The sequence below is a fragment of the Fibrella forsythiae genome, assembly GCF_017353175.1.
GTDB lineage: Bacteria > Bacteroidota > Bacteroidia > Cytophagales > Spirosomataceae > Fibrella > Fibrella forsythiae.
Map to the genome: position 1 here is coordinate 26,869 of NZ_JAFMYW010000015.1, position 19,138 is coordinate 46,006.

The 19,138-nt window shown below is 55.2% G+C and carries 26 protein-coding genes; 19 read left to right on the plus strand and 7 right to left on the minus strand.

Annotated features, from left to right (window positions below; translation table 11 throughout):
* Nucleotide 1 precedes the first annotated feature (1 nt).
* From thcA to J2I46_RS30290, 3 genes are all read right to left on the minus strand, one after another.
* Nucleotides 2-598, minus strand: coding sequence for a Thoeris type III anti-phage system protein ThcA (gene thcA, locus J2I46_RS30280; protein ID WP_207332853.1), 597 nt, complete (start codon nucleotides 596-598; stop codon nucleotides 2-4).
* The gene (thcB4, locus tag J2I46_RS30285; protein ID WP_207332854.1) at nucleotides 580-1,758 is read right to left on the minus strand and encodes a Thoeris type III anti-phage system protein ThcB4; all 1,179 of its coding nucleotides are present in this window, start codon (nucleotides 1,756-1,758) and stop codon (nucleotides 580-582) included. The genes thcA and thcB4 overlap by 19 nt, the downstream gene beginning before the upstream one ends.
* A gap of 119 nt (nucleotides 1,759-1,877) precedes the next feature.
* On the minus strand, nucleotides 1,878-2,615 hold the full coding sequence (locus J2I46_RS30290) for a LexA family transcriptional regulator (RefSeq protein ID WP_207332855.1): 738 nt from the start codon (nucleotides 2,613-2,615) through the stop codon (nucleotides 1,878-1,880).
* Between the two features lie 153 nt (nucleotides 2,616-2,768).
* Here J2I46_RS30290 and J2I46_RS30295 point away from each other — a divergent pair, with 153 nt between their 5' ends.
* The 12 genes from J2I46_RS30295 (at nucleotide 2,769) to J2I46_RS30350 (ending at nucleotide 7,834) form a co-directional block, all read left to right on the plus strand.
* Nucleotides 2,769-3,008: a hypothetical protein gene (locus J2I46_RS30295; RefSeq protein WP_207332856.1), complete on the plus strand. Its 240-nt coding sequence runs from the start codon at nucleotides 2,769-2,771 to the stop codon at nucleotides 3,006-3,008.
* Nucleotides 3,009-3,012: 4 nt separating this feature from the next.
* Nucleotides 3,013-3,330, plus strand: a complete 318-nt coding sequence (locus J2I46_RS30300) for a hypothetical protein (RefSeq protein ID WP_207332857.1) — start codon at nucleotides 3,013-3,015, stop codon at nucleotides 3,328-3,330.
* 85 nt (nucleotides 3,331-3,415) lie between these two features.
* The gene (locus J2I46_RS30305; protein ID WP_207332858.1) at nucleotides 3,416-3,637 is read left to right on the plus strand and encodes a hypothetical protein; all 222 of its coding nucleotides are present in this window, start codon (nucleotides 3,416-3,418) and stop codon (nucleotides 3,635-3,637) included.
* On the plus strand, nucleotides 3,630-3,929 hold the full coding sequence (locus tag J2I46_RS30310; RefSeq protein ID WP_207332859.1) for a hypothetical protein: 300 nt from the start codon (nucleotides 3,630-3,632) through the stop codon (nucleotides 3,927-3,929). The genes J2I46_RS30305 and J2I46_RS30310 overlap by 8 nt, the downstream gene beginning before the upstream one ends.
* Nucleotides 3,930-4,026: 97 nt before the next feature.
* The gene (locus J2I46_RS30315) at nucleotides 4,027-4,353 is read left to right on the plus strand and encodes a hypothetical protein (protein WP_207332860.1); all 327 of its coding nucleotides are present in this window, start codon (nucleotides 4,027-4,029) and stop codon (nucleotides 4,351-4,353) included.
* 3 nt (nucleotides 4,354-4,356) lie between these two features.
* Nucleotides 4,357-4,788 (plus strand): hypothetical protein, encoded by a 432-nt coding sequence (locus tag J2I46_RS30320; protein ID WP_207332861.1) that lies wholly within the window; start codon nucleotides 4,357-4,359, stop codon nucleotides 4,786-4,788.
* Nucleotides 4,789-4,824: 36 nt separating this feature from the next.
* On the plus strand, nucleotides 4,825-5,076 hold the full coding sequence (locus tag J2I46_RS30325) for a hypothetical protein (protein ID WP_207332862.1): 252 nt from the start codon (nucleotides 4,825-4,827) through the stop codon (nucleotides 5,074-5,076).
* A 383-nt stretch (nucleotides 5,077-5,459) separates the two neighbouring features.
* On the plus strand, nucleotides 5,460-6,176 hold the full coding sequence (locus J2I46_RS30330) for a hypothetical protein (RefSeq protein ID WP_207332863.1): 717 nt from the start codon (nucleotides 5,460-5,462) through the stop codon (nucleotides 6,174-6,176).
* Between the two features lie 6 nt (nucleotides 6,177-6,182).
* Nucleotides 6,183-6,422, plus strand: coding sequence for a hypothetical protein (locus J2I46_RS30335; protein WP_207332864.1), 240 nt, complete (start codon nucleotides 6,183-6,185; stop codon nucleotides 6,420-6,422).
* The gene (locus tag J2I46_RS30340) at nucleotides 6,419-6,769 is read left to right on the plus strand and encodes a LytTR family transcriptional regulator DNA-binding domain-containing protein (RefSeq protein ID WP_207332865.1); all 351 of its coding nucleotides are present in this window, start codon (nucleotides 6,419-6,421) and stop codon (nucleotides 6,767-6,769) included. The genes J2I46_RS30335 and J2I46_RS30340 overlap by 4 nt, the downstream gene beginning before the upstream one ends.
* Before the next feature lie 148 nt (nucleotides 6,770-6,917).
* Nucleotides 6,918-7,190: a hypothetical protein gene (locus tag J2I46_RS30345; RefSeq protein ID WP_207332866.1), complete on the plus strand. Its 273-nt coding sequence runs from the start codon at nucleotides 6,918-6,920 to the stop codon at nucleotides 7,188-7,190.
* A gap of 116 nt (nucleotides 7,191-7,306) precedes the next feature.
* Nucleotides 7,307-7,834 carry a hypothetical protein gene (locus J2I46_RS30350; RefSeq protein WP_207332867.1) on the plus strand — a complete coding sequence of 176 codons (528 nt, stop codon included), beginning with the start codon at nucleotides 7,307-7,309 and terminating at the stop codon, nucleotides 7,832-7,834.
* 320 nt (nucleotides 7,835-8,154) lie between these two features.
* On the opposite strand, the gene J2I46_RS30355 is transcribed toward J2I46_RS30350, so the two are convergent.
* Together J2I46_RS30355 and J2I46_RS30360 are read right to left on the minus strand one after the other, a co-directional pair.
* A complete protein-coding gene (locus tag J2I46_RS30355) occupies nucleotides 8,155-8,667 on the minus strand; it encodes a hypothetical protein (protein ID WP_207332868.1) in 513 nt (170 codons plus the stop codon).
* Nucleotides 8,668-9,433: 766 nt separating this feature from the next.
* Complete coding sequence (locus tag J2I46_RS30360) at nucleotides 9,434-10,177, minus strand: hypothetical protein (protein ID WP_207332869.1); 744 nt, start codon at nucleotides 10,175-10,177, stop codon at nucleotides 9,434-9,436.
* Between the two features lie 693 nt (nucleotides 10,178-10,870).
* Here J2I46_RS30360 and J2I46_RS30365 point away from each other — a divergent pair.
* From J2I46_RS30365 to J2I46_RS30375, 3 genes are all read left to right on the plus strand, one after another.
* Complete coding sequence (locus J2I46_RS30365) at nucleotides 10,871-11,602, plus strand: SDR family oxidoreductase (RefSeq protein WP_207332870.1); 732 nt, start codon at nucleotides 10,871-10,873, stop codon at nucleotides 11,600-11,602.
* A gap of 104 nt (nucleotides 11,603-11,706) precedes the next feature.
* Entirely contained in the window at nucleotides 11,707-11,970 is a 264-nt protein-coding gene (locus J2I46_RS30370; RefSeq protein WP_207332871.1) for a hypothetical protein, read from the plus strand.
* Between the two features lie 50 nt (nucleotides 11,971-12,020).
* A complete protein-coding gene (locus J2I46_RS30375; RefSeq protein WP_207332872.1) occupies nucleotides 12,021-12,239 on the plus strand; it encodes an amidohydrolase family protein in 219 nt (72 codons plus the stop codon).
* A gap of 6 nt (nucleotides 12,240-12,245) precedes the next feature.
* On the opposite strand, the gene J2I46_RS30380 is transcribed toward J2I46_RS30375, so the two are convergent.
* Complete coding sequence (locus J2I46_RS30380) at nucleotides 12,246-14,126, minus strand: serine hydrolase domain-containing protein (RefSeq protein ID WP_207332873.1); 1,881 nt, start codon at nucleotides 14,124-14,126, stop codon at nucleotides 12,246-12,248.
* A 1,419-nt stretch (nucleotides 14,127-15,545) separates the two neighbouring features.
* On the opposite strand from J2I46_RS30380, the gene J2I46_RS33070 reads away from it, so the two are divergent.
* The 4 genes from J2I46_RS33070 to J2I46_RS30390 all read left to right on the plus strand — a co-directional run bounded on the left by J2I46_RS33070 (nucleotide 15,546) and on the right by J2I46_RS30390 (nucleotide 17,601).
* Nucleotides 15,546-15,791 (plus strand): S8 family serine peptidase, encoded by a 246-nt coding sequence (locus J2I46_RS33070; RefSeq protein WP_229380035.1) that lies wholly within the window; start codon nucleotides 15,546-15,548, stop codon nucleotides 15,789-15,791.
* A 12-nt stretch (nucleotides 15,792-15,803) separates the two neighbouring features.
* A complete protein-coding gene (locus J2I46_RS33075; RefSeq protein WP_229380036.1) occupies nucleotides 15,804-16,016 on the plus strand; it encodes a cadherin repeat domain-containing protein in 213 nt (70 codons plus the stop codon).
* Nucleotides 16,017-16,045: 29 nt separating this feature from the next.
* Nucleotides 16,046-16,129 (plus strand): hypothetical protein, encoded by an 84-nt coding sequence (locus J2I46_RS33615; RefSeq protein ID WP_374758113.1) that lies wholly within the window; start codon nucleotides 16,046-16,048, stop codon nucleotides 16,127-16,129.
* A gap of 434 nt (nucleotides 16,130-16,563) precedes the next feature.
* A complete protein-coding gene (locus J2I46_RS30390) occupies nucleotides 16,564-17,601 on the plus strand; it encodes an aldo/keto reductase (RefSeq protein WP_207332874.1) in 1,038 nt (345 codons plus the stop codon).
* Nucleotides 17,602-17,884: 283 nt separating this feature from the next.
* Here the strand turns inward: J2I46_RS30390 and J2I46_RS30395 are convergent, their stop codons facing one another.
* Complete coding sequence (locus J2I46_RS30395) at nucleotides 17,885-18,670, minus strand: bestrophin-like domain (protein ID WP_207332875.1); 786 nt, start codon at nucleotides 18,668-18,670, stop codon at nucleotides 17,885-17,887.
* Nucleotides 18,671-19,138 lie beyond the last annotated feature (468 nt).

Consider the following 19,138-nt stretch of genomic DNA (forward strand, 5'->3'; position numbering starts at 1 on the left):
TTTAAATTTTATCGATTAAAAGGTCTTGAAGTAAAGACATATACCCATAATCTTTTAGAAGTCTTTCATTTTTAAAAATATCAGGAAGAAGAGTATCATATATAATTTTCGTTGCAGCACCAGTACTTGCAATAGGCAGAACTAATATATCAGGATATTTGTCTCTGAACATCACAAATTCTTCTTCAATTCCATCCATACCACCAATGAATATAGCTGCTGAGTATTCGTTTTCAGACAACATTTGTTGTCTCATTAAGTTAACACTTGCGGATTTGTCTTGCAGCTTTTCTGTGTATACGATATTCTCAAATTCGTTATTGCCTTGTGGAAATATATCTTTGAACCAGATTGACTGATAAAGTTGTACGTGATTCTGAATGTTCAAGTCTATCCTATTCATCACATAGTATATTAACGGAGTTATTGAGGGATGCCCACCCCAGATTAACTTATATTTTGGAAGAACGACTGTTGTTAAAGCAATTATACAGTCTCTGATCGCAACAATATCTGCGGTTTCAAAATATTTTGCGTCCCTTTCTGGTAGCGGAATGCTCGCAGATAAAAAAACGTTTTTTAGTTGTTTCGAAGCCATGATTCGAATTCCTGCTTTTTTAAAGTTTTAATATCAATGTTTAGATTTGTATTGAGCCAATCTAAATGGTCAATCCATTTCTTCCTTATCCTTAAATCATCGTAAATTAACCTAATACTAACTTTACCAGATCTCATTTCATTTCTAATTTCCGCTGTTTGACAACTGTTAGATTGTGGAACTCCTATGGTAGGTATAAAAATTCTTCTTAAGTCACCTGGTAGGTCTTCGGTTAAAAATCGCTCCGGTTGTACTACGATATTTTTTCCTAACTTACTTGCGATACTCCTGAAATTTGTAATTAAACTATCCTGTCTCGCGGCCAGATTACGTGCTCTGATAGACTCGACATCTTTAATAATATTTTCAAGAAAGTCAGATTTTAGTTTAGAGGCATCTTTATCGTCAAACAAATCATTTACAAAATTTTCTTTTTTAAGTTTTGTGGGGTAGCTTATGTGAGATGTATCATCCTTCTCTATGTTGTGATTTGGCCAAACAAGTTGAATAATTCCTATTTGTTTAGCTCCTGCTTCTGCAAACTCTTCCTCACACCACTTACTACTTAGAAATTCGGGCGTGCTGAGTAGGACAATAACATCACTGTCAGCCATACGATGCCATAACTCCTCTTGAAATGGCTCTCCTTTTCCTACTGAATGAGTATCTAAAAAGACATCAAAATTGTGAGACTCTAGAGCTTCGAACAGTTGTATTGCCACTGAAGATGACTCATCTCTTCTGTAACTTATGAATATTTTTCTTGTATTTCTCAGCAACTCAAATGACTCTAGAGCTATGTTGACGATCCTGTCATTTTCTATTTGCTTGTATTGTATACCGTTCTGGTTTTCTAAAACTTTAGGAATTTCATCTGAAAAGGCATCCTCTGTGAAAAATATCGGCAATATCATAGAACCATCTTCCAATAGCTTCTTGGCTATTTCAACATCTTTAAAATTGCCATTCTTATCTCCAAAATAAAACGTGAATGCTGGCTGATTGCCCAAGTATTCTCTTTCAAAATTATCTCTATTTATAATTTTGAAAGAGTCAAGAGAGATGTTTAATTCTGATACCCTAGAGTTAAACAGACTGAGAATATTTTCAATAAATGGAGTATCACTGCCAAGAGTTATTAACTGATATTTATATTTCATTCTGCTAAAATTTAGATTTTCCTAATATGTTTCGCTTCAACTGTCTAAGACCCTTTTTAATTATAAAGATATTAATTTAAGAGCATAAAGATATAGCCTTATCTATTTTGAGCTATAATCTATCGCCTCCCCCGCTTTTGCGTAATAGACACGATATTATAAATCTCGTATACTTCCGATATACGAAGATCAAAATCAGGATATGACTCTTTATCTGGATTCGTGGAAACGCATGTTATAATCCCTTCATCTACGTTGTGGTTTGAAATCCGCTTTGTCAAGATGCCCTCTTGGTGGACAATCACGTAGTCCTCAAAGCGGTGCAGGTGGAACTTGCTTTTCCAAAGCGTCCTCTCAATAGCGCGGCCTACGACGATGTCCCCCGCACAGATAGCGTCGCGCCGGTCATTATCCATACTATCACCCCGTACCTCGAAAGCCCGGTACCTGCCCGTATGCCGCTTGGCAACGATGAAGGAGTGCTTTGGTAGCTCCTGAAGAAACTCAGCGTCATTGTAGCCTGAGAGGTATCCTGCATAGGCAAACTGATCTACAAGGGGAATAGTCATTAGAATCTGTCCATCGGGCAGATCTTGAAATTCACTACCAGCCCAGTTTTTCTGTAGCTCTCCCTTAGTGGTCATGTCAATCTGCACTGCCTCATCAAACTTAGGTGTCTTCGGTGTTGGCTGTGATTCGGTTTTGAGCCACTCTATATTCACTCCAAGGGCTAAAGCCATCGGTTCTAAGTACCTATCCTTTTTCACCAAACCGGTGGAGAGATAGGTATTCATCGTTTTCCGGCTAACACCAATCTTATCAGCTAGGGCTTCTTGGGTTAAACCCATCTCGTCCATATGCCTACCGATTTTGTAAGAGTCTATTACTATTGACATTCAAGCAGTTACATTTTTTTTACTCAAAAGAGTAAATATTTGCGCTCTATTTTTTGCACAAATGAGTAAAAAGAGTAATTTTGTAGCATGGTAACAGCACAAATGTAACGCGAGATGGACACCACACAAGTTATTGAGCAGCCAACCGATATAGGCTTTAGCCAACGGTTGAATAAGGCTTACAAGCGCGTATCGCCCAATCTGCGGGCGTTGGCCCGCCGGGATTTCTGCCAGTATCACGGCGTGACCGATGATAGTTTTCGCTCTAAGCGCACGGGCCAGCGGGGCTACGTGGCTACCGAGGCAGAATGCGAGTGGATGGAGGCGTACAAACCACAGATCAATCCAGCCTGATCTGATGCAAACCACCCTAAATGCGGCTACTCCGGTAGCCTACCCGCTGGCCCCGGCGCTGGATTCCTCAAGTCTTACTGTGTCGGTTGTTTCGCCCCAGGCTACTGTGTCCCTGCCTGATGGGGCCACCAAAGAGCACGTACTGGATGCTATCGCCCTGCTGGAAGCGCACTTGTCGAATCCTGCACTCAACACCCTGTGTAGCGTAGCCCTTAGCTGGTATCTGGATATGCTCACCAGCCAGCAAATAGCCAGCCTGAGCGAGCGTATGCAGCTACTGATTCAGCGCGTAGCTGTCCAGCATCCGGCCCTCATAGCCTAACTCTGCCTCGTATCCAGTTTCCACAAAAAAGCCCCGGCGTGTGTACCAAACAGAGCCGGGGCGATAACCAACCGCGAAGTTGATCATGAACCGCACAAATGTAGTCAGGCACGGCCAAAGCGCCAGCCCCGCCCCAGCCAATGGCCCCAGCGGCCCCAGCCTCCGCCTCAAGCAGATCCAGGACTACCAGATCCTGGCCAGAGTGCGCCTCAAAGAGCGCCTGAGTGGCTCGCCTACCAGCGCCACGCTGTATGATTTGCTCATGCGGGATCAGCTCACCGCCATCAAGCGCCAGCACCATGCCTAGCCCCACCACTAAGCCCAGCGCCGCTAACCGGCCTGAGGCCCACGATCCCGAACTGCAACTGGTCCTGCGCCGCCTGCGTGATCTATACGTACAGCGCCTGCACTGGCAGGCGGGCAAGAATATGGCGCTCTACATCGCCCCTTACCAGGGCATTAACCCCGAGCCAATGGAGCACTGGATCGGCACCAGCGAGGAGGCCGAGGCGCACCTGCTGTCAGTGCCCCTCAACGCGCTGATCGATCATTACGAACAGGTGCTCTGGCTGGCCAAGATCCCCCTGCCCACTATATGAACGAGATCGCCCTGACCGTCATCGGACTACTGGTCGCCTCCCTGGTGATCCCCGCCCTCAAAGCAGCGCTGAAGAACCCCTTAGACAAGCACCTCCCATGACTAGCTGCCCCTACGTGGAGGCGGTGGACCCCAACCTCCAGGCCGTGGCCCATGAAGCCCTGCACTGGCGGCATACCGACGAGCATACCTGCGAGCTGCATAAACGGGTGGAGGAGCCCCGGCTAGACGGCTTTGATAAGCCCACCACCCAGCTGCTGGGCCGAATCCAGTATGATCCTGATATGGAGCAGTACCTGGGCTACGTCCACGCCTGGCCCCCTGGGGGTCAGGACCCGCCCCTGATGCTGGTGTCGGTCCGCTTCCATAAGCTGCTGGCCCAAAACGAAGTGATCGAGTTTCTGCTGACCATTAACCGCCTGTAGAGAATGGCTACCTTCCACTCCCTGCTCAAGAGTTTCATCAAAGAGCACATCGCTGCTCCCGGCCCCGTGGCCTCCCCCATCCCCCCCGTGGTGCTGGAAAGCGCCCAGCGCTGGCAGACCCACTTTGTCTGCCCTCAGGCGCTTTCCACCGTGCGCCGGTTGATCGATCAGGACATGCTGCGCTGGCTGGATCGCCAGCCCACGTATGTGCCCGAAAGGCTCCTGCTGGTAGTGGAGCGGCTGGTCCCTCTCGAGTACGGCATGGTGGTGCTCACCCACGAGGCCTGGGTCAAGATATCCCACGCCCTGATCACCTACGAGATCGTCCAGGAGCAGCTTCGAAGCGTGCCTATCCTGGAAGGCACAGCGCCCGCCCTGGTGCTGCGCCACCTGGCCTGCATCAGGAACGTACCCCGCGAAGTAGTCCCCCTTTAGCTCCCCTTGACCCGCATTCCTTGTTAACGCCCACGTATGAAATGCACCGCTTGTCAGGCCCCTGATGGCCGCCCCGTTTTTCGCACCAACCCACCCGGGCAAACGCCTGCTGGGTGGCTATGTCGCACCTGCATTGAGGCGCACCATGACGCTTCGCTGATCGATGCCGATATAGGGAAACTGGTAGACCTATTGGCTGGACCGGTAGTGCCTCCCTCACCGGCAATTGAAGCTGATTCAGTTCTGACCTGTTCCTCCCAAGCTATCGCCCCGATCATTGCCCCCTGACCTCCTAAGCCCTTTTCAAACCTGACCATATGACTACCGCCTGCTCTCGCCCCCCTCCGGCCCGCTAAGGACCATACCGCTCCCCAAATCCTGATGCTGATTGCAAGCAGCCGCCGGATTTACACCCGCTATACCGCTAAAAATGAACTCTTTAGCGCTTGACCAATCCCCTTATGCCCCGGTCGCAGAACCGGTTTTTTTCAGCCTCCGAGACGCAGTTATTCGGTTAGGAGTCCTGTTGTCCTGACACGAATGTGACAGAAGTTACTCTATTGATTACTCCCCGTTACTCCTCGGTTAACCTGTTAACCACCCAAAAAAACGCGAACAAAATTTTTCCAACCCCGGCCTCATCCGGCCACAAACACGCAACCCCGATAGCCATGACCGCCTCAAACGCCTCCAATCGCCCCCAGCCCCGCGCCTATTCTCCCGTTAAATTCAAATCTGACCCCCAGGCCAGCTCCTTTCGCTGGGAGATCGACCTGACCCAGGACGGCCACAATAGGGTCTCGTTGATCGAGGGCTACTCCAAAGGCCAGGGCTTTGAATTGACCAACAAAGCCGAGCTCTTAATGCGCAAGATCACCAATCCCCTCTCGCCCTATCTTCAGAAGAGCGACGAGATCCGCGTCTATGAGAATCTCAAAGAGCTGCCCAATGGCAAGCTCATGCAGGTGCCCAAATCCGATCAGGTGTGCATTCTGATTCTCTACCGGACCAATTACAAGGCCCTGAGCTGGGTGCGCCACACCGACCCCCTGCTGGATCACCTCAACAGTCTTTACACAATGCTTAACGCCACGGGCCGTCTGCCCCAGGAGCGCTCCACCAATGCCCGCAAGAAAGTCTGGTTTCCCGAGCTGGACCACTCCAAGTACACCTTTGCCAATCAGGAGGAGCTCAAGGTGTTCTGCCGCTCGATGGTGGAAAAGCACGGCTCGGCCTGCATGGCCAAGTGGTGGAATGCCCACCTGGGCATGCAGCCCGAGCTGACCACGCCCGGTCCGGCTCTGTTGCAGACGCCCCCCACGGGAGGCGAGCACCAGGCTACCCAGGCGGCCACCCAGGGCCTGTACGATAAATTCAATCAGCGCTAAGTCCCTATGAGCCTAGCCGAGGAGATCAGAGGCCTGCCCCTGGCCACGCTGCTGGACTGCCGGGAGCACTACGAGCGGGCCATTCGCCCGGAGCGCTCCCCCCTGGGGCGGGCCATTTGCCTCCATACGCTACAGCTGATCAACCGGGAGCTCACCCGGCGAATGCCACCCGTGCCCTCCTTGCCGGGTGAGTCTCTGCCACCTACTAGTCTGCCTGTCCTATCGCTGCCCTGTCCCCATCAATGAATACGACCAGGCGCTTGCCTACGCCCCTGCCCAGTCTGCATTTTCGCGGGCTGGGCAGACCCGTTCCCATGGGGCAGATCCTGCGCTTTGAGGCGGCGGATAACTACACCCGCATCTGGGTGCAGGGCCAGGCCCGCCCCCTGCTGTATGGTTACACCCTGCGGGTGATGTGCCAGCGCTTTCCCTTTATGGCCCGGGTAAGCAGGTCTTTGGCCATCAATCCCCAGCAGGTGCAAACCACGACTAATCCCCAGCTGATCCTGTGCAATCAGCGCCCGCTCTGGCTCTCCAGGGCCTACGCAAGGCGCTTACCGGGCGAGTTGGAGCGGGCACGGCAATCATCTTGAAACCAGTATGTTACGTTTTGAGGCCGGTGGAGCAGGTGCTGTTCCCTCAAGTTATTGTGATGTAACAAAAGCGGTGATTTAGCTTCGTAGTGTGGTGCCCGGCTCCGATTGCCAGCTGCCTGTCTACAACGTTAATCCCCTCTTTTTTATGCCTTCAGTATCCCCAACCCCCGCTTTCACCCAGGCCCTGGGCGCGCTCTGCCGCCAGCATGGGTATGACGAGTTCGTTACCGCCAGCTTTGAGCCCGCCACGGGTCAACTGCTCATTGCCGCCGGGCCAAGTGTCAGTCAGCTCACTCCCGCCATGCAGGCCATTCTGGAGGGCTGCCAGTCCATCCGGGCCACCTATCAGGATCGCCACCGCTCCATTGAGGAGGACGACGAGGAGGACTACCCCGATGAGCCCTACGATCTGGACTAAGCCGGTTGCTCCTGGCGTGGCCAGGCAGGTCAGAACTATCACAGCGTGAGAGTGGTGACCTGTCAGCCCCCCTGGCCAGATCCTAGTTTTATCCTAGTCTTGAATCAGCCCCGCTTTTGGTTTCTATGTCCTCCTCTGCTTCTTGCCGCAGTCTGTCACTTCCCGTTACGCCCCTGGTCAAACGCATCATCCTGGCTTCCACAAAAGGGCAGGCCCTGTTTGTGAGCCGCGAGCAGCGCAAGCCCTTCAATCCCTACTCGGCCTATCTGTTTGCGCTGCTTCAGCGGGAGCGCCGGGCGGCCGATGGGCAGGCCATGGCCGATGAGCATCTGACCGAAAGCCTGGAGATCCAGATCCCCGAGTGGCAGATGCGCGCGGGGTGCATCGAAGGGATTACCCCCGCCCGGGCCGTGGCCTTCAACACCTTTGTGACCAATTCGTTTCGCCAGCGTTTGCGCGAGGAGATCGAGCTGCGACTGGAGACCACCCGGTTTCTCAAAGAGGCCGCTGAGCGGGCCCTGGCCCGCTGGGGCATCGATGAGGATACCTATCCCCTGAGCGCGGCGATTCGCCACTATACCCGCCACCGATCAGAGAGCACCGGGACTACGGATGCTCCTACCGACTCACTGGCTGCGGCCTGATCCCCGGGAGCGTTTGTTGCGTGTGATGCCGAGAGGGCCGCCCCAGTGGGACGGCCCTCTTTTTTTATGTCCCGGCTAGCCAGGCATGGTTGACCGGCCCAATACCCGTGTAGCTGATCCGGCTAAGCCGCCCTGCTACATGGCCAGCGTAGACAACGGTGAGCCTGTTAAGTCGGGCCAAATGTAGTCTCCCATCAGGTATACCGATGGAAACTATAGGCTGATCCGGGAGCTAACACGTTGAGATCGGGTATAGCTTGACCCAGGCAGTAGCCCTTGAGCGGCGATCACGTAGAACAGGCGTTTAGGACGTGGGTGTTTTAGGCTGGACTCGGTACCCCCACCAGTAACCGCCATTTCCGCTGGTTCCAGAACCGGTGCCAGACGCCTGCCTCATCGGCCTTATAGAAGCCCGACTTGCGCTCGGGCTGACCCGGTTCAATGATCGTCCAGCAGTCCCCCTTCAGCAGCCCACTCAACTTGTGGATCGTTCCCGCCTGAACATGGTGGGTGGTCCCCGGTAGGCGCTTGTGCGTAGTCAGGGCTAAGGTCCCGTCGTCTTTTGGCGTTGCAATGACCTCCAGGTAGCCCCCCGACAAAATGGTTGTGCGAAACGGCCAGGGGTGATCATGAAACAGCTCGTCATGGGCCGCCGTGAAATGATGCAGCACCCGGCCATCGCCCAGGTGATATTTGGTAAAGGTTTTATTCATTCGCTCCCGGCGAATGATGTCTTTGGGGGTTGAATAGGATTGCATAGCTTCCGGTTGAGCTGAGCCGTGATTGGCCGCTCCCGCCTTGTTGTAAAGGGCAAAAATGGGAACCAGGTTCATTGAGCGTATGTGCCTTGTGATGGTCTATCAGATCGGCAGGGTGAACTTGATAACTGGACAGCTATAAACGCTGTCTCTTTAACGGCTGGTTTTACACCCCTGCGTCCTTGGCCTTACAGTGGTAAAACCAGCTGCTACTAAACCAGCTGCTACCTTCTTATGTCACCATGCTCCCGAAACGCGGTGACTGCAATTGCCGGGTAATGGCCCGTGTTGAATCACCCTGCCAGCAGGAGGTAACCAGTCGGAAAAGGGCTAAACAAGGGCGTTTTCACCCCCTGGTAGCCCCCTTATGACGGTCCCGCTAACACGCGTGTTTTCCCCCTAACCAAGGTCAGCGCTGGATCTTCCGACTTTTATACCAAAAAAATGCATCAACTCGCTCATTGCAAGTCAACTAAGCCTGAATTTTTTATAAATCAGGTGCCGAATCACGGATAGGACCCCGCCACGCACTACCGGTCAAGTGCAATTGCACCCCCCATTCCCGATGATATATGACCCGCTGGTTACATAGGGGGTTGACCGCTGCCTAACTGCTTGGGTGGTGACCGGTTTGTCAATGGGTGATTAGGTCTTCAGTAGGCGCTGGTAGCCCCCTTTAACCTGGATAAAAGGCTTCGGTAGCGCAACTGGCTTTATGTCACCCCCGAGCCGGAACCAGGTTACTGCAACTGACTGGTCCTTTAGCAGGACCAGTCAGTTGCAGGGAAAGGTCCTGTGCTCCCAGAAGGGTAGTAGTAGCTCCCTTATGACAAGTAGAGGATCACACGACCGCCGCCAGCAGGAGCAGGAAGGCAACTAGGCCTACCAGGATACCCCAGGCCTTAAAGAAGCGCCGCGTGGCTCGCCTGCGCTCGGCGGGCGTAAACTCGCTTGCTTTTTTGATGGGATGCTCCCCCAGGCGGGAGGCAAAGTAGATGCCCCCGGCGGGAAAGCCCAGGCCCAGCAGCAGCACCAATACCGCCGCAAAGCCGTGACCGCTACAGGCAATGCTACAGGCCAGACCTGTAGCCAGTACGGCCAGGCCGATGCCTAGCAGCAGCAGGCCCACAAACAGGATCCGTTTCCCGGTCTGCTCATCCGCCTTGACCGGGCGAGCTGGTTTGGCCAGCTGCCAGTTGGCCGGTAGCGGGGTGGGGTGACTCAATGAATCGGCCTGGTGATCGATTCGTCTACCCCAGGCGTTAAGGGGACCCGAAGGCGCACCGGGGCGGGGGGCCATGGAGCCGCCCAGCAAAACGAACAGCAGGAAATTAGCCAGGAAGGCCCCCCCTATACACCAGCGCCCAAACCCAAACGATTTCTGGCCCTGCCTGGCTAGCTGGCGAACGGCCATTGCCCAGCCCAGGAGGAGCCCTATGCCCACCTGGAGCACTGTCAGGGGAAGCTCCTCCAGCAGCGCAGCGCCCAGCCCCAGGCCATTATAGCCATTCAGTAGTTCACAGACGATCAAAAGGGCGATGGCCAGCGCAGGCTGATGGTTGGCCCAGCGGGCAAGCGTTCTCATGGGAGCAACGGTTTAGCAGGTGATCAATACAGACGGAGTGACGGAATGCCCCTGGCTTGTGAGGGCCAGTAACCGGCTGGCTATAAGGCAAATAACGCAGCTTCCAATCACCTTCTGGAAAAGGCCTGAGCAAACGGCAATGTAGTCCCTGCTGCGGCCCGTCGCCATGCGTAGTAATGCTGGTAAAGTCCAGCCACCCCCGCCCCCTGCAAGTTCCAGGCGCTAATCCATTAATCCAGCCCTTCCAGGTAGGCGATACCTACTTCTTCCCTTCCACCAACAACTGGGGAGAGCCCCGCCTTAACAGCTCGTTGGGAGCGGCGCGCCTTTGGGTACTACGCAGCGCCAGGCAGTCAGCAGCCGGGCGGCCTTTGCATCAACCCAGATAAACAAGTTTTAGACCAGCTGGTTTGACATGGAGTCGATGGCGGGCTAAAAAGCGGTGGTTCCTGGCCCGCCAGCGCTTTTTGGTTACTGCCAAAGCCGCTCACCAGATGCTGGCCTACGCAATACCGGTTAAAAAGTAGTTAAGGGTACTCCAGCCCCTAGCCATCTTAAGCCAGGGGCTTGTTATAGGGTGCAAAAGGTAAGCGGCCGCTAAGGGGAAGCTCTGGCTGATCAACCCTACTTCCGCCCCCAACTTCCTGCCTTGATCGTTCCCTATCAAGGCTCAGTAATTTATAAACCAAGCCCATGAAGCTCAGTCAACAAACCATTCTCATCACGGGGGCTACCTCCGGCATTGGTCTGCACCTGGCCAGCAAACTCCACCAGATGGGCAACCAGGTTATTGCCTGCGGCCGCAATCAACTCCAGCTCCAGAAGCTATCCAGCGCACACCCGGGCATGGCTACCCACCTGTGCGATGTGACTGATGAGCAGCAGCGCCGTGAGCTGGCCGCCTGGGCCGTGGCCCACTACCCGGCCCTGAACATGCTCATCAATAACGCGGGAATCATGCAGCAGCTTGACCTGACGGGGCCCATCGATCCGGCCCGGATGATGACCGAACTAACGACCAATCTGTTGGCTCCGATTCATTTGAGTAGTCTGCTGGTGGGGCATTTGCAGGGCCAGCCGGTGGCCGCCCTCATCAACATAACCTCGGGGCTAGCCTTCACGCCGCTGGCCATCGTACCGCTTTACTGCGCCACCAAGGCTGCCCTGCATTCCTTCAGCCTCTCACAGCGGCACCAGCTACAGGACACCTCGGTCCGGGTATTCGAGATCATTCCCCCGGCGGTGGGCACTAATCTGGGCCACCAGGACAACTACGATAACAGCAACGATGAGCTGATGCCGATGGCTGATTTTATCAATGCCGTGATTGGGGCCCTGCAGCAGGATACCTACGAGGCGGGCATCGGCATTGCCGAGCAGCTGCGTCAGCAGCGGGAAGGCCTCTTTGATCTGCTTAACCTGTAGCGAAGTAGGCTGGCCATTAACGGCTCGCGTTGAGTGGTTAGAAAAAGCCCCGTAGCCTCTTTTTCTAACATGGTCAAGACAACAACCCAACTCAACGTAGTGCCGTGACAAGATCGATCCGTCTGCTGACTAAGCTGGCCATTGCCCTGTTGCTGCTGCTCCAGCAAAGGGGACTACTTCAGGCGCAATCCAGGATTATCGATGTGCACATTCATTCCTATGACCAGGGCGCTTTCCTGCGGCCCACGCCTGATCTGCCCGGTACCCAAGTGCCAGGAGTGCAACCAGCCATCGAAGCCAAACCTATGCTGCCTTTGCCAAGTACCATATTGTCAAGGCCATCGTCAGCGGCTCACCCAGCAGCGTAGAGACCTGGGCACTCACCGATAAAGACCATACACTTATCCGGGGCATCGCCATGGATGACCCGGCGGACTACGATATGGACAGCGCCCGGTTTGAGGAGCTAATCCGGGAGAAGAAGATTGAGGTCTTTGGCGAGATTGGGGCCTACTATACCGGCATCACCCTGAATGCGCCGGGCTGGCAACCCTACCTGCGCATTTGCGAAAAATACGATATTCCCGTTGCCGTTCATGTGGGGGGTGGACCGCCGGAGTCTACCTATTCCTGCTGAAAGAAATTACTGCCATATACGCAGTCCTACCAGGCCCCAGGCGGCCATGTAGCCCACCACCAGTAGGGCCGACCCCACCGCTACGCTTAGAAAGAGCCGGTCTGTCCGCCCCGGGATCCGGCTATAGCTGCGCACCAGGCCCAGCAGCGCTCCCAGGGCGGCAAGCGGTCCCAGCAGGGAGGTGATAAACACCAGAACCGACAGGGGAGAAACCACGCCCAGCGTATCATTACTCATGTTTAAGCACAGCCCCATCACCAGGTACGAGAAGGCGTAGACAACCAGGACTACCCGCAGGGGAAGGGCGCTCAGCTGGCGGCCTCTTCGGCGCAGCCGGATTCCGCGAATCAACCAGCCAAAGCCCATAAAAACCATAACCACTAGCAACAGTAGGGACACGTGGCCCAGGATCAGGGGCAACCAGGCTCGCCAGGCGGAGGTTTTAGTCGCCGTGTTGGCCACAATGCCGCTCCCAAACGAGCGGGCCACTACCGGCTCGCCTGCTTCATTCTGCACCAGCGTTACCTGGGCGGTGTACCCCCTTTTATCCATTCGAAGGGCCTGATTAGCCCCGACCGGCCGCAGGGGCACGGTCTCGCTGCCGACTCCATCCTGCATAAGCAGATTCCCTTTCTCTTCCCGGATGCGCAGCAGCTCGGTTAAGCCCAAAAACCAGCCCGTAATAGCCAGCCGGAAATTACTCGGCCGGTAGTGGCCAACCCAGGCCTGCTTTTGGGTCTCGGATAAAGGGTACACTGGCGGTAGCTGCGGAGGAACTCCCTGCATCACCGCCGCCAGCACAGCGTCTTTGAGCTGGTTAAAGCCGGGACCGTCACTGTTGACCAGGATAATGATACCCCGGTTCAGCCCTGAGTGGTAGAGGTAGTGGGCCCTTAGGCCCGTGCTGCCGCCGTCGTGGCCATGCAGGATGTGCCCCTGGTAGGCAGTAGTGAAATTATGCAGGCCGTAGCCCTGGGTGGCCCCCGCCCGGGCGGCCAGGCTGGTCACGGGCGTTTCCATGCGATCCACCAAGGCGGGAGCAAGCAGCTGCTGTCCATGGTAGGAACCCCGGTTCATCAGCAGCTGCACAAAAGACATCAGCTCCAGGGCTGACACGTTGAGCCCCCCCGCCGGGCGCAGTAGCAGGTGCCAGTAAGGAACTGCCTGCTGGCCCGTATACCCGGTGGCCAGATCCGTCAGGGCGGCTCCATCGCGGCGGAAGGTAGCCCGGTTCATACCCAGGGGCCTAAGCAGGTGCTGGCGCACAAAGGACTCAAATTCCTGGCCGGTTTTTTTCTCGATGATCCGGGCCACCAGGGGCGGCCCCGTGTTGGTGTAGGACATAAAGGTACCGGGTCGCCAGCGACAGGTGCGGGATTCAGGCGTAATCTGTAGCCCGTCTTTCAGCGAGAGGCGGGATCCGTCGTAGGCATAGGCTTTGGGCGACCAGTCGTCAAACCCTGCCGTATGCTCCAGTAGGTGTGCTACCCGGACCGGGTCGGTTGCCTCCCAGGGGTTGCTGAAGCTAATCTCGGGAGCCAGCGTTTTTAGCTCGTCGGTCAGGGCTAGTTTCCCCTGCTGGATTAGCAGCAGCGCCGATGCAGCGACAAAGCTCTTGGTCACGGAGGCCACCGGAAACAGGGTCTGGTCTGTCACCGGCGTTCGGTCGGTGAGGTTTCGCAGGCCCGCGTTGCGCCGGTAAAGCAGTGAATCCCGGGTAAAGACCAGCACTTGCAGGCCGGGTATGGCGGTGGCTTTCTGGATACTGTCAATTCGCCGGGTCAGCTGCTCAGCGGCAAGGGCGGGAGGGGCAGACTGGGCAACAGTGACGGTGTGGGTCAGTACCAGCAACAGACTGGTCAGTAGTGGCGTTAGCCGACTAGACATGGTGGTTAGGTCTACGCGTTAAGGTGTTACGTAAATCTACTGCAAATCACGCTAGGTTACTCCCTACTAGTTAGAACCGATCCCTGCCAGATTAAAGGGGCTGGCTAGCCGTCAACTTCCCTTTTTGGCCTCCTGGCTAGTTTTGGCAACTATAGGCCGCTCAGCCCTGTCCGGTAAGCAGGTTCCTGATTTAATGCACCATTTATTGAACGGCAATCGGCTGGCTGAAGGCTATGTCACCCCTGGCCCGAAACGTAGTTACTACAATTACCGGTCACTTGACCATATCGAGGCATTCTGTCTACTAGGAACGGTCAGCCAAAAGAGGGATAGAACAGGCGTTTTTAGCTCGTTCTCCCGCCGGTTTGCTGACCTGGCCAGCGGGCATGTTTTCCAGAAAAGCAAGGTCAGCAGTGGATCTTCCGACTTTTCTCCCCAAAAAAACGATCAACTTGCTCACAGTCAAGAAACTAAGCCAAAATTCTTCACTCATCGAAGGCCAAATCGCAGACAGGACCCCGCCACGCACTACCCCTGCATTACAATTGTAATGCACTTTCCCGGTGATATATGACAGGACGGTTACATAGCGCGGGACTCACCCCTGACCACTCCCTCACTGCTTCAGTAGTGACCGGTTGACAAACGGGGCAAACGGGCAGTAGCAGGGGTGTTCCAGCCTGCCCCGCTAGCTTGTTGATGGTCCGCGTATTGATTCAGTCCCTGGGCAGTCGATGTCACCCGTGGGTGGAGGCGGGGTTACTACAATGTTGGTGGGATGAGCCGTTGTAACCTGGCCAGGGAGAGAGCGAGAAACCGGCCCAACCAGGGCTCTTGGCACCTGGACTAGGCCTGTTTTGCCCGCCCGGGGTGAACTAGCATTTCTGATCTATCCAAGGTCAGGAGTAGATCTTCCCATTTTCTCACCGCAAAAAAGGCTCATCTTGCTCATTGACAAGCAGATAACCCAAAATTCTTCGCTCGTCGAAGGCTAAATCGCAGACAGGACCCCGCCACGCACTACCCCTTCATTACAATTGTAATGCACTTTCCCGGTGATATATGACAGGACGGTTACATCGCGAGCTGACCGTTTACTCACCCATCCAGTGGTGACCGGTCGGTGGATAAGATAAAACGGGCTTTAGACAAGCTTTTTCAGCCAGCTTGATCAGCTTGGCAATCGCCAGTGGGCTAGCTGGTTCCTATAAATCTTATGTCACCTATGGTTCGAAACAGGGTTACTGCAATGCCTCACCCGTCTCCGTGCTGAGGAGGGTTGCCCCCTAAACCCGGCGAGCGGCCACTATAGACATCAGTGGGCCACGCCAACGCGGCTGGTACCATTGCTACGGGTGCCGCCGACTATCGCCGCACGCCGGTCTAAAACGGCTACGATTGAGGGCTTCTCCTCGGCTGGTGGTACGCCTATTCACTACCACGGGGCAGCGCATTAGCACCCTTATTCGTCAGAAGCTAGAAATTACGGCCGCCAATGGCGGAAACACCACCTTCTTTGGCAGCGACGCCGATGGGGACGGCTTTCCCAACTTCTTTGGTACGTCGGCCGCTGCCCCCAACGCCGCTGCCGTAGCCGCTCTGATGCAACAGCAAAACCGGGTTACTCCCCTGGCGCCCGACCGGATCGTCTCTATTCTGGAGTAAACGGCGCTGGATATGGATGACCCCTTGACATCGAGTTTCGACGTGGGGTTTGACTACCGGACCGGGTACGGCTTTATTCAGGCAGACAGGGCGGTGCAGGTAGCTACCCCGCCCCCGGTTGTGGCTAATCTCATTCCCAACCAGTCGGCCGTGGCCGGACAGCCTTACCGCTACCTGATTCCGACCAATACCTTCTCGGATCCTAACTGCACGGCAGCCAGCTGACGCTAACAGTTACGGGACTACCCCTGGGTTTGACTTTCACCGCCCCGAACAACATCAGTGGTACGCTCGTTACAGCCACGGGATCATCCTTCACCGTGACGGTGGAGTTATAATCAAGAGAGGTAGTACAATGAAAGCCCCGGCCCCTGATGAGCCGGGGCTTTTTAGTGGCCGGGCGCATCAGCGGCAACTGTTCTAGCTGAAGTAGTGCGCCCGGGGCCTGGCTGCGCAGGTAGGTTTGCCAAAGGCTTACCCAGGTCACCGGGCTCTACCGATCGGCGAACCCACTTCCTTTGTCCACCGCGCTACTAGTAGAATCAGCTTGATCCCGGCTTACGCCGGTAATTTTATCGTTTAGATTCTAGTGCTGCACTGCCTGACGCTATCTGGTGTCAGGCAGTCTCTGCTTGAGGGAGTTAGCCGATTCTTAGCTCCTTACGGTCATCCCTCTCCCTTACCTAGATTGACCCAGACGCCAGGCAAACGGCGGTTTATTGGCTAACCCCTGTTACCTTACCAGGCCACAATAACCCCTTACTACACGCCTATGTCTCTGACTACTTTTCGCGCCCTGGGCCGCTCGGGACTCCTGGTCAGTCCCCTGGCCCTGGGCACGATGACCTTTGGCACCGCCCGCTGGGGCTCGCTCGACCACATCTCGCAGACCATTTTCAACGACTACGTGGAGGCGGGGGGTAACCTGATCGATACGGCGGACATTTACGCCGGTGGCCGCAGCGAGGAGCTAGTCGGCCAGTTCATAGCTGATCGCAAGCTGCGTGACCAGCTGGTGCTGGCCACCAAATTCGGCTTCAATGCCCAGGCGGGTAATCCCCACGCCGGGGGGAACGGCCGCAAAAATATGTACCGGGCCCTGGAGGGGTCGCTGCGGCGGTTGAAGACGGAGTACATTGATCTTTACTGGCTGCACGTCTGGGACATGGTTACGCCCGTTGAAGAGGTCCTGCAGACGCTGGGCGATCTAACCCGGGCGGGTAAGATTCGCTATTTTGGTTTCTCGGACATGCCGGCCTGGTACGTCACCAAAGCCGCTACGCTGGCCGGGGCTCATCAGATGCCCGGCCCCATTGCCATGCAGTTGGAGTATTCGCTGGTAGCCCGCAGCTTGGAGCTGGAGCACCTGCCCGCCGCCCGGGAATGCGGGCTGGGCCTAACGCCCTGGAGTCCGCTGGCGGCGGGTTTTCTGGCGGACAAATACGAGCGCACGGCCGGGGGCGGCGGCTCGGGCCAGGGTCGCCTGAGCGGGGCTAATCCCTTTGGCAACAGCAAATTCACGGAGGAAAACTGGCAGACGCTTGAGGTTTTAAGGGAGGTGGCCGGGGAGCTCGATCAGCCCCTGGCGCAGGTGGCCCTGGCCTGGGTGTCCGCCCAGCCTGGCGTTACGGCCCCCATCATCGGAGCCAGTACTCGGGATCAGCTTCGGGATAATCTGGCCTCGCTGACCATCTCCTTTTCGGCTGATCAGCTCAGGCGGCTGACCCAGATCAACGCTCCCCAGGCCTTCTTTACCCCGGCTCTGCAGCAGATGATTTTTGGGGACACCAGCGTGCAGGCCTGGTCCTAACAAAAAGTTATTGCATTAGGCATGGCTAACCGCTAATCAATCTGCCGCAAACAAGCTGGTCCGCTACCTGGTTACAACTAGGCATATTAATAGTGTCTATATTGATGATGAATTAGAAAGCGTTGGCGTCCTGAGCACCAGCGCTTTTTTGTGGGCCCTGCCAGAGGCAGCGGAAACCAGGTGCCAGTAGTTCGTCTCACCACTGGTTATCAGGCCTAGGTTGCCAACAGCGCATTATCCGGTAATATCTCTAGTTGGATGAGTCTGCCCTCTGAGCAGCACCTTATGGATCCATCAACGTGCTCAAAACTAGCTGGTAGGGCACTGGAGATACGCTAATCTCACCCCAGTAGGGGTGGTCGAGCACCACCAGTAAAAACACCAATAGTTCAATCATTCCGGCCAGTACCCCCGTTAGTAACGCGTGAAGCGGGTAGCTCTTTACCATAAAACAGTAGGAAAACCCAGTGGTAGCCATCGCCCCCAGTAGCACAACCAGCCAAAGCACACCCGGAACGCCCCCGTGGACTACTTCCATTCGCTGACGGCGCAGCTCAACCAGGTTGTTAAAGGCGCGAGTGGTTTCGGTGTACACAACCAGCTGCTCGCCGGATAGCTCTCTCTGGTTCAGCAGCTGTTTTTGAAACTGATTTAAGACGACTGTTTCTGAATCGGGGAGTAAACCCCGGCGCTGAGCAGGCCAAGACTGGGTTATGATAACGCTTATGTAGCGCCGCAGTTGCTGGCGCATCGGGTCACGCGTCGCGTCGGGATAAGCGGCCAGATCCCGGTAGAGTACCGCCGCGGCCGAGGCTTCCTGGGAGGTAATGTTGATGGCCTGGTTGTAGCTGCCCCAGGCCGCTACCGTCAGCAGACCCAGCAGCAGGCCGTAGAGTAGGGAGACGGCCGAAAAAAACCAGCCGACTGTCGCGTTATCCAAAGAGTCCACCGGCTTATTTTGGCGCAGAGATCGATGCGTAAAGGTCAGCCCAAGCAGGGCTAGCCCCACAAAGAAGCTCATAATCAACAGCGCCAACAACCACGTTGGCAGGTTGTACATCCAGTGCATACGGGTTGAGTTTTGGCGAGCGGTCCTGATGAAGTTGAGGAGACCCCTTTGCTAGAAGTCGCCCTTACCGGATTTGTTCAGGAAAAGCTGGTAAGGGCAATCCCTTAGACCAAGGGCCATTTTTTTCCTGCGGCCGCAGGCGGCACTTGTCCGGCAAAAACGGGCCGCTAGTTCCTGTGTTAAGCGTCCTGGCCTGCGAGCCTACCAGTAGGCTTAGGGCGCTAAAAGGGGCGGGCTAGGTGCATCGCTGCCTTACTGCTTGAGTGGTAACCGGTTAATTAGACGAAAATTCGGCTTTTATACGTAAAAGCCGAATTTTCGTCTAAAGACAAGGAGGTGGTCATTCACTGTACCCAGCGTGTTATGAATCAGCGTTCATTGACCGATTTCTTTCGAAACCACGGTGGTGTTATCCGCACCCAGCAGCTTCGCGCGGGCGGGTTTACCCACTACCACCTTAACCCCTTG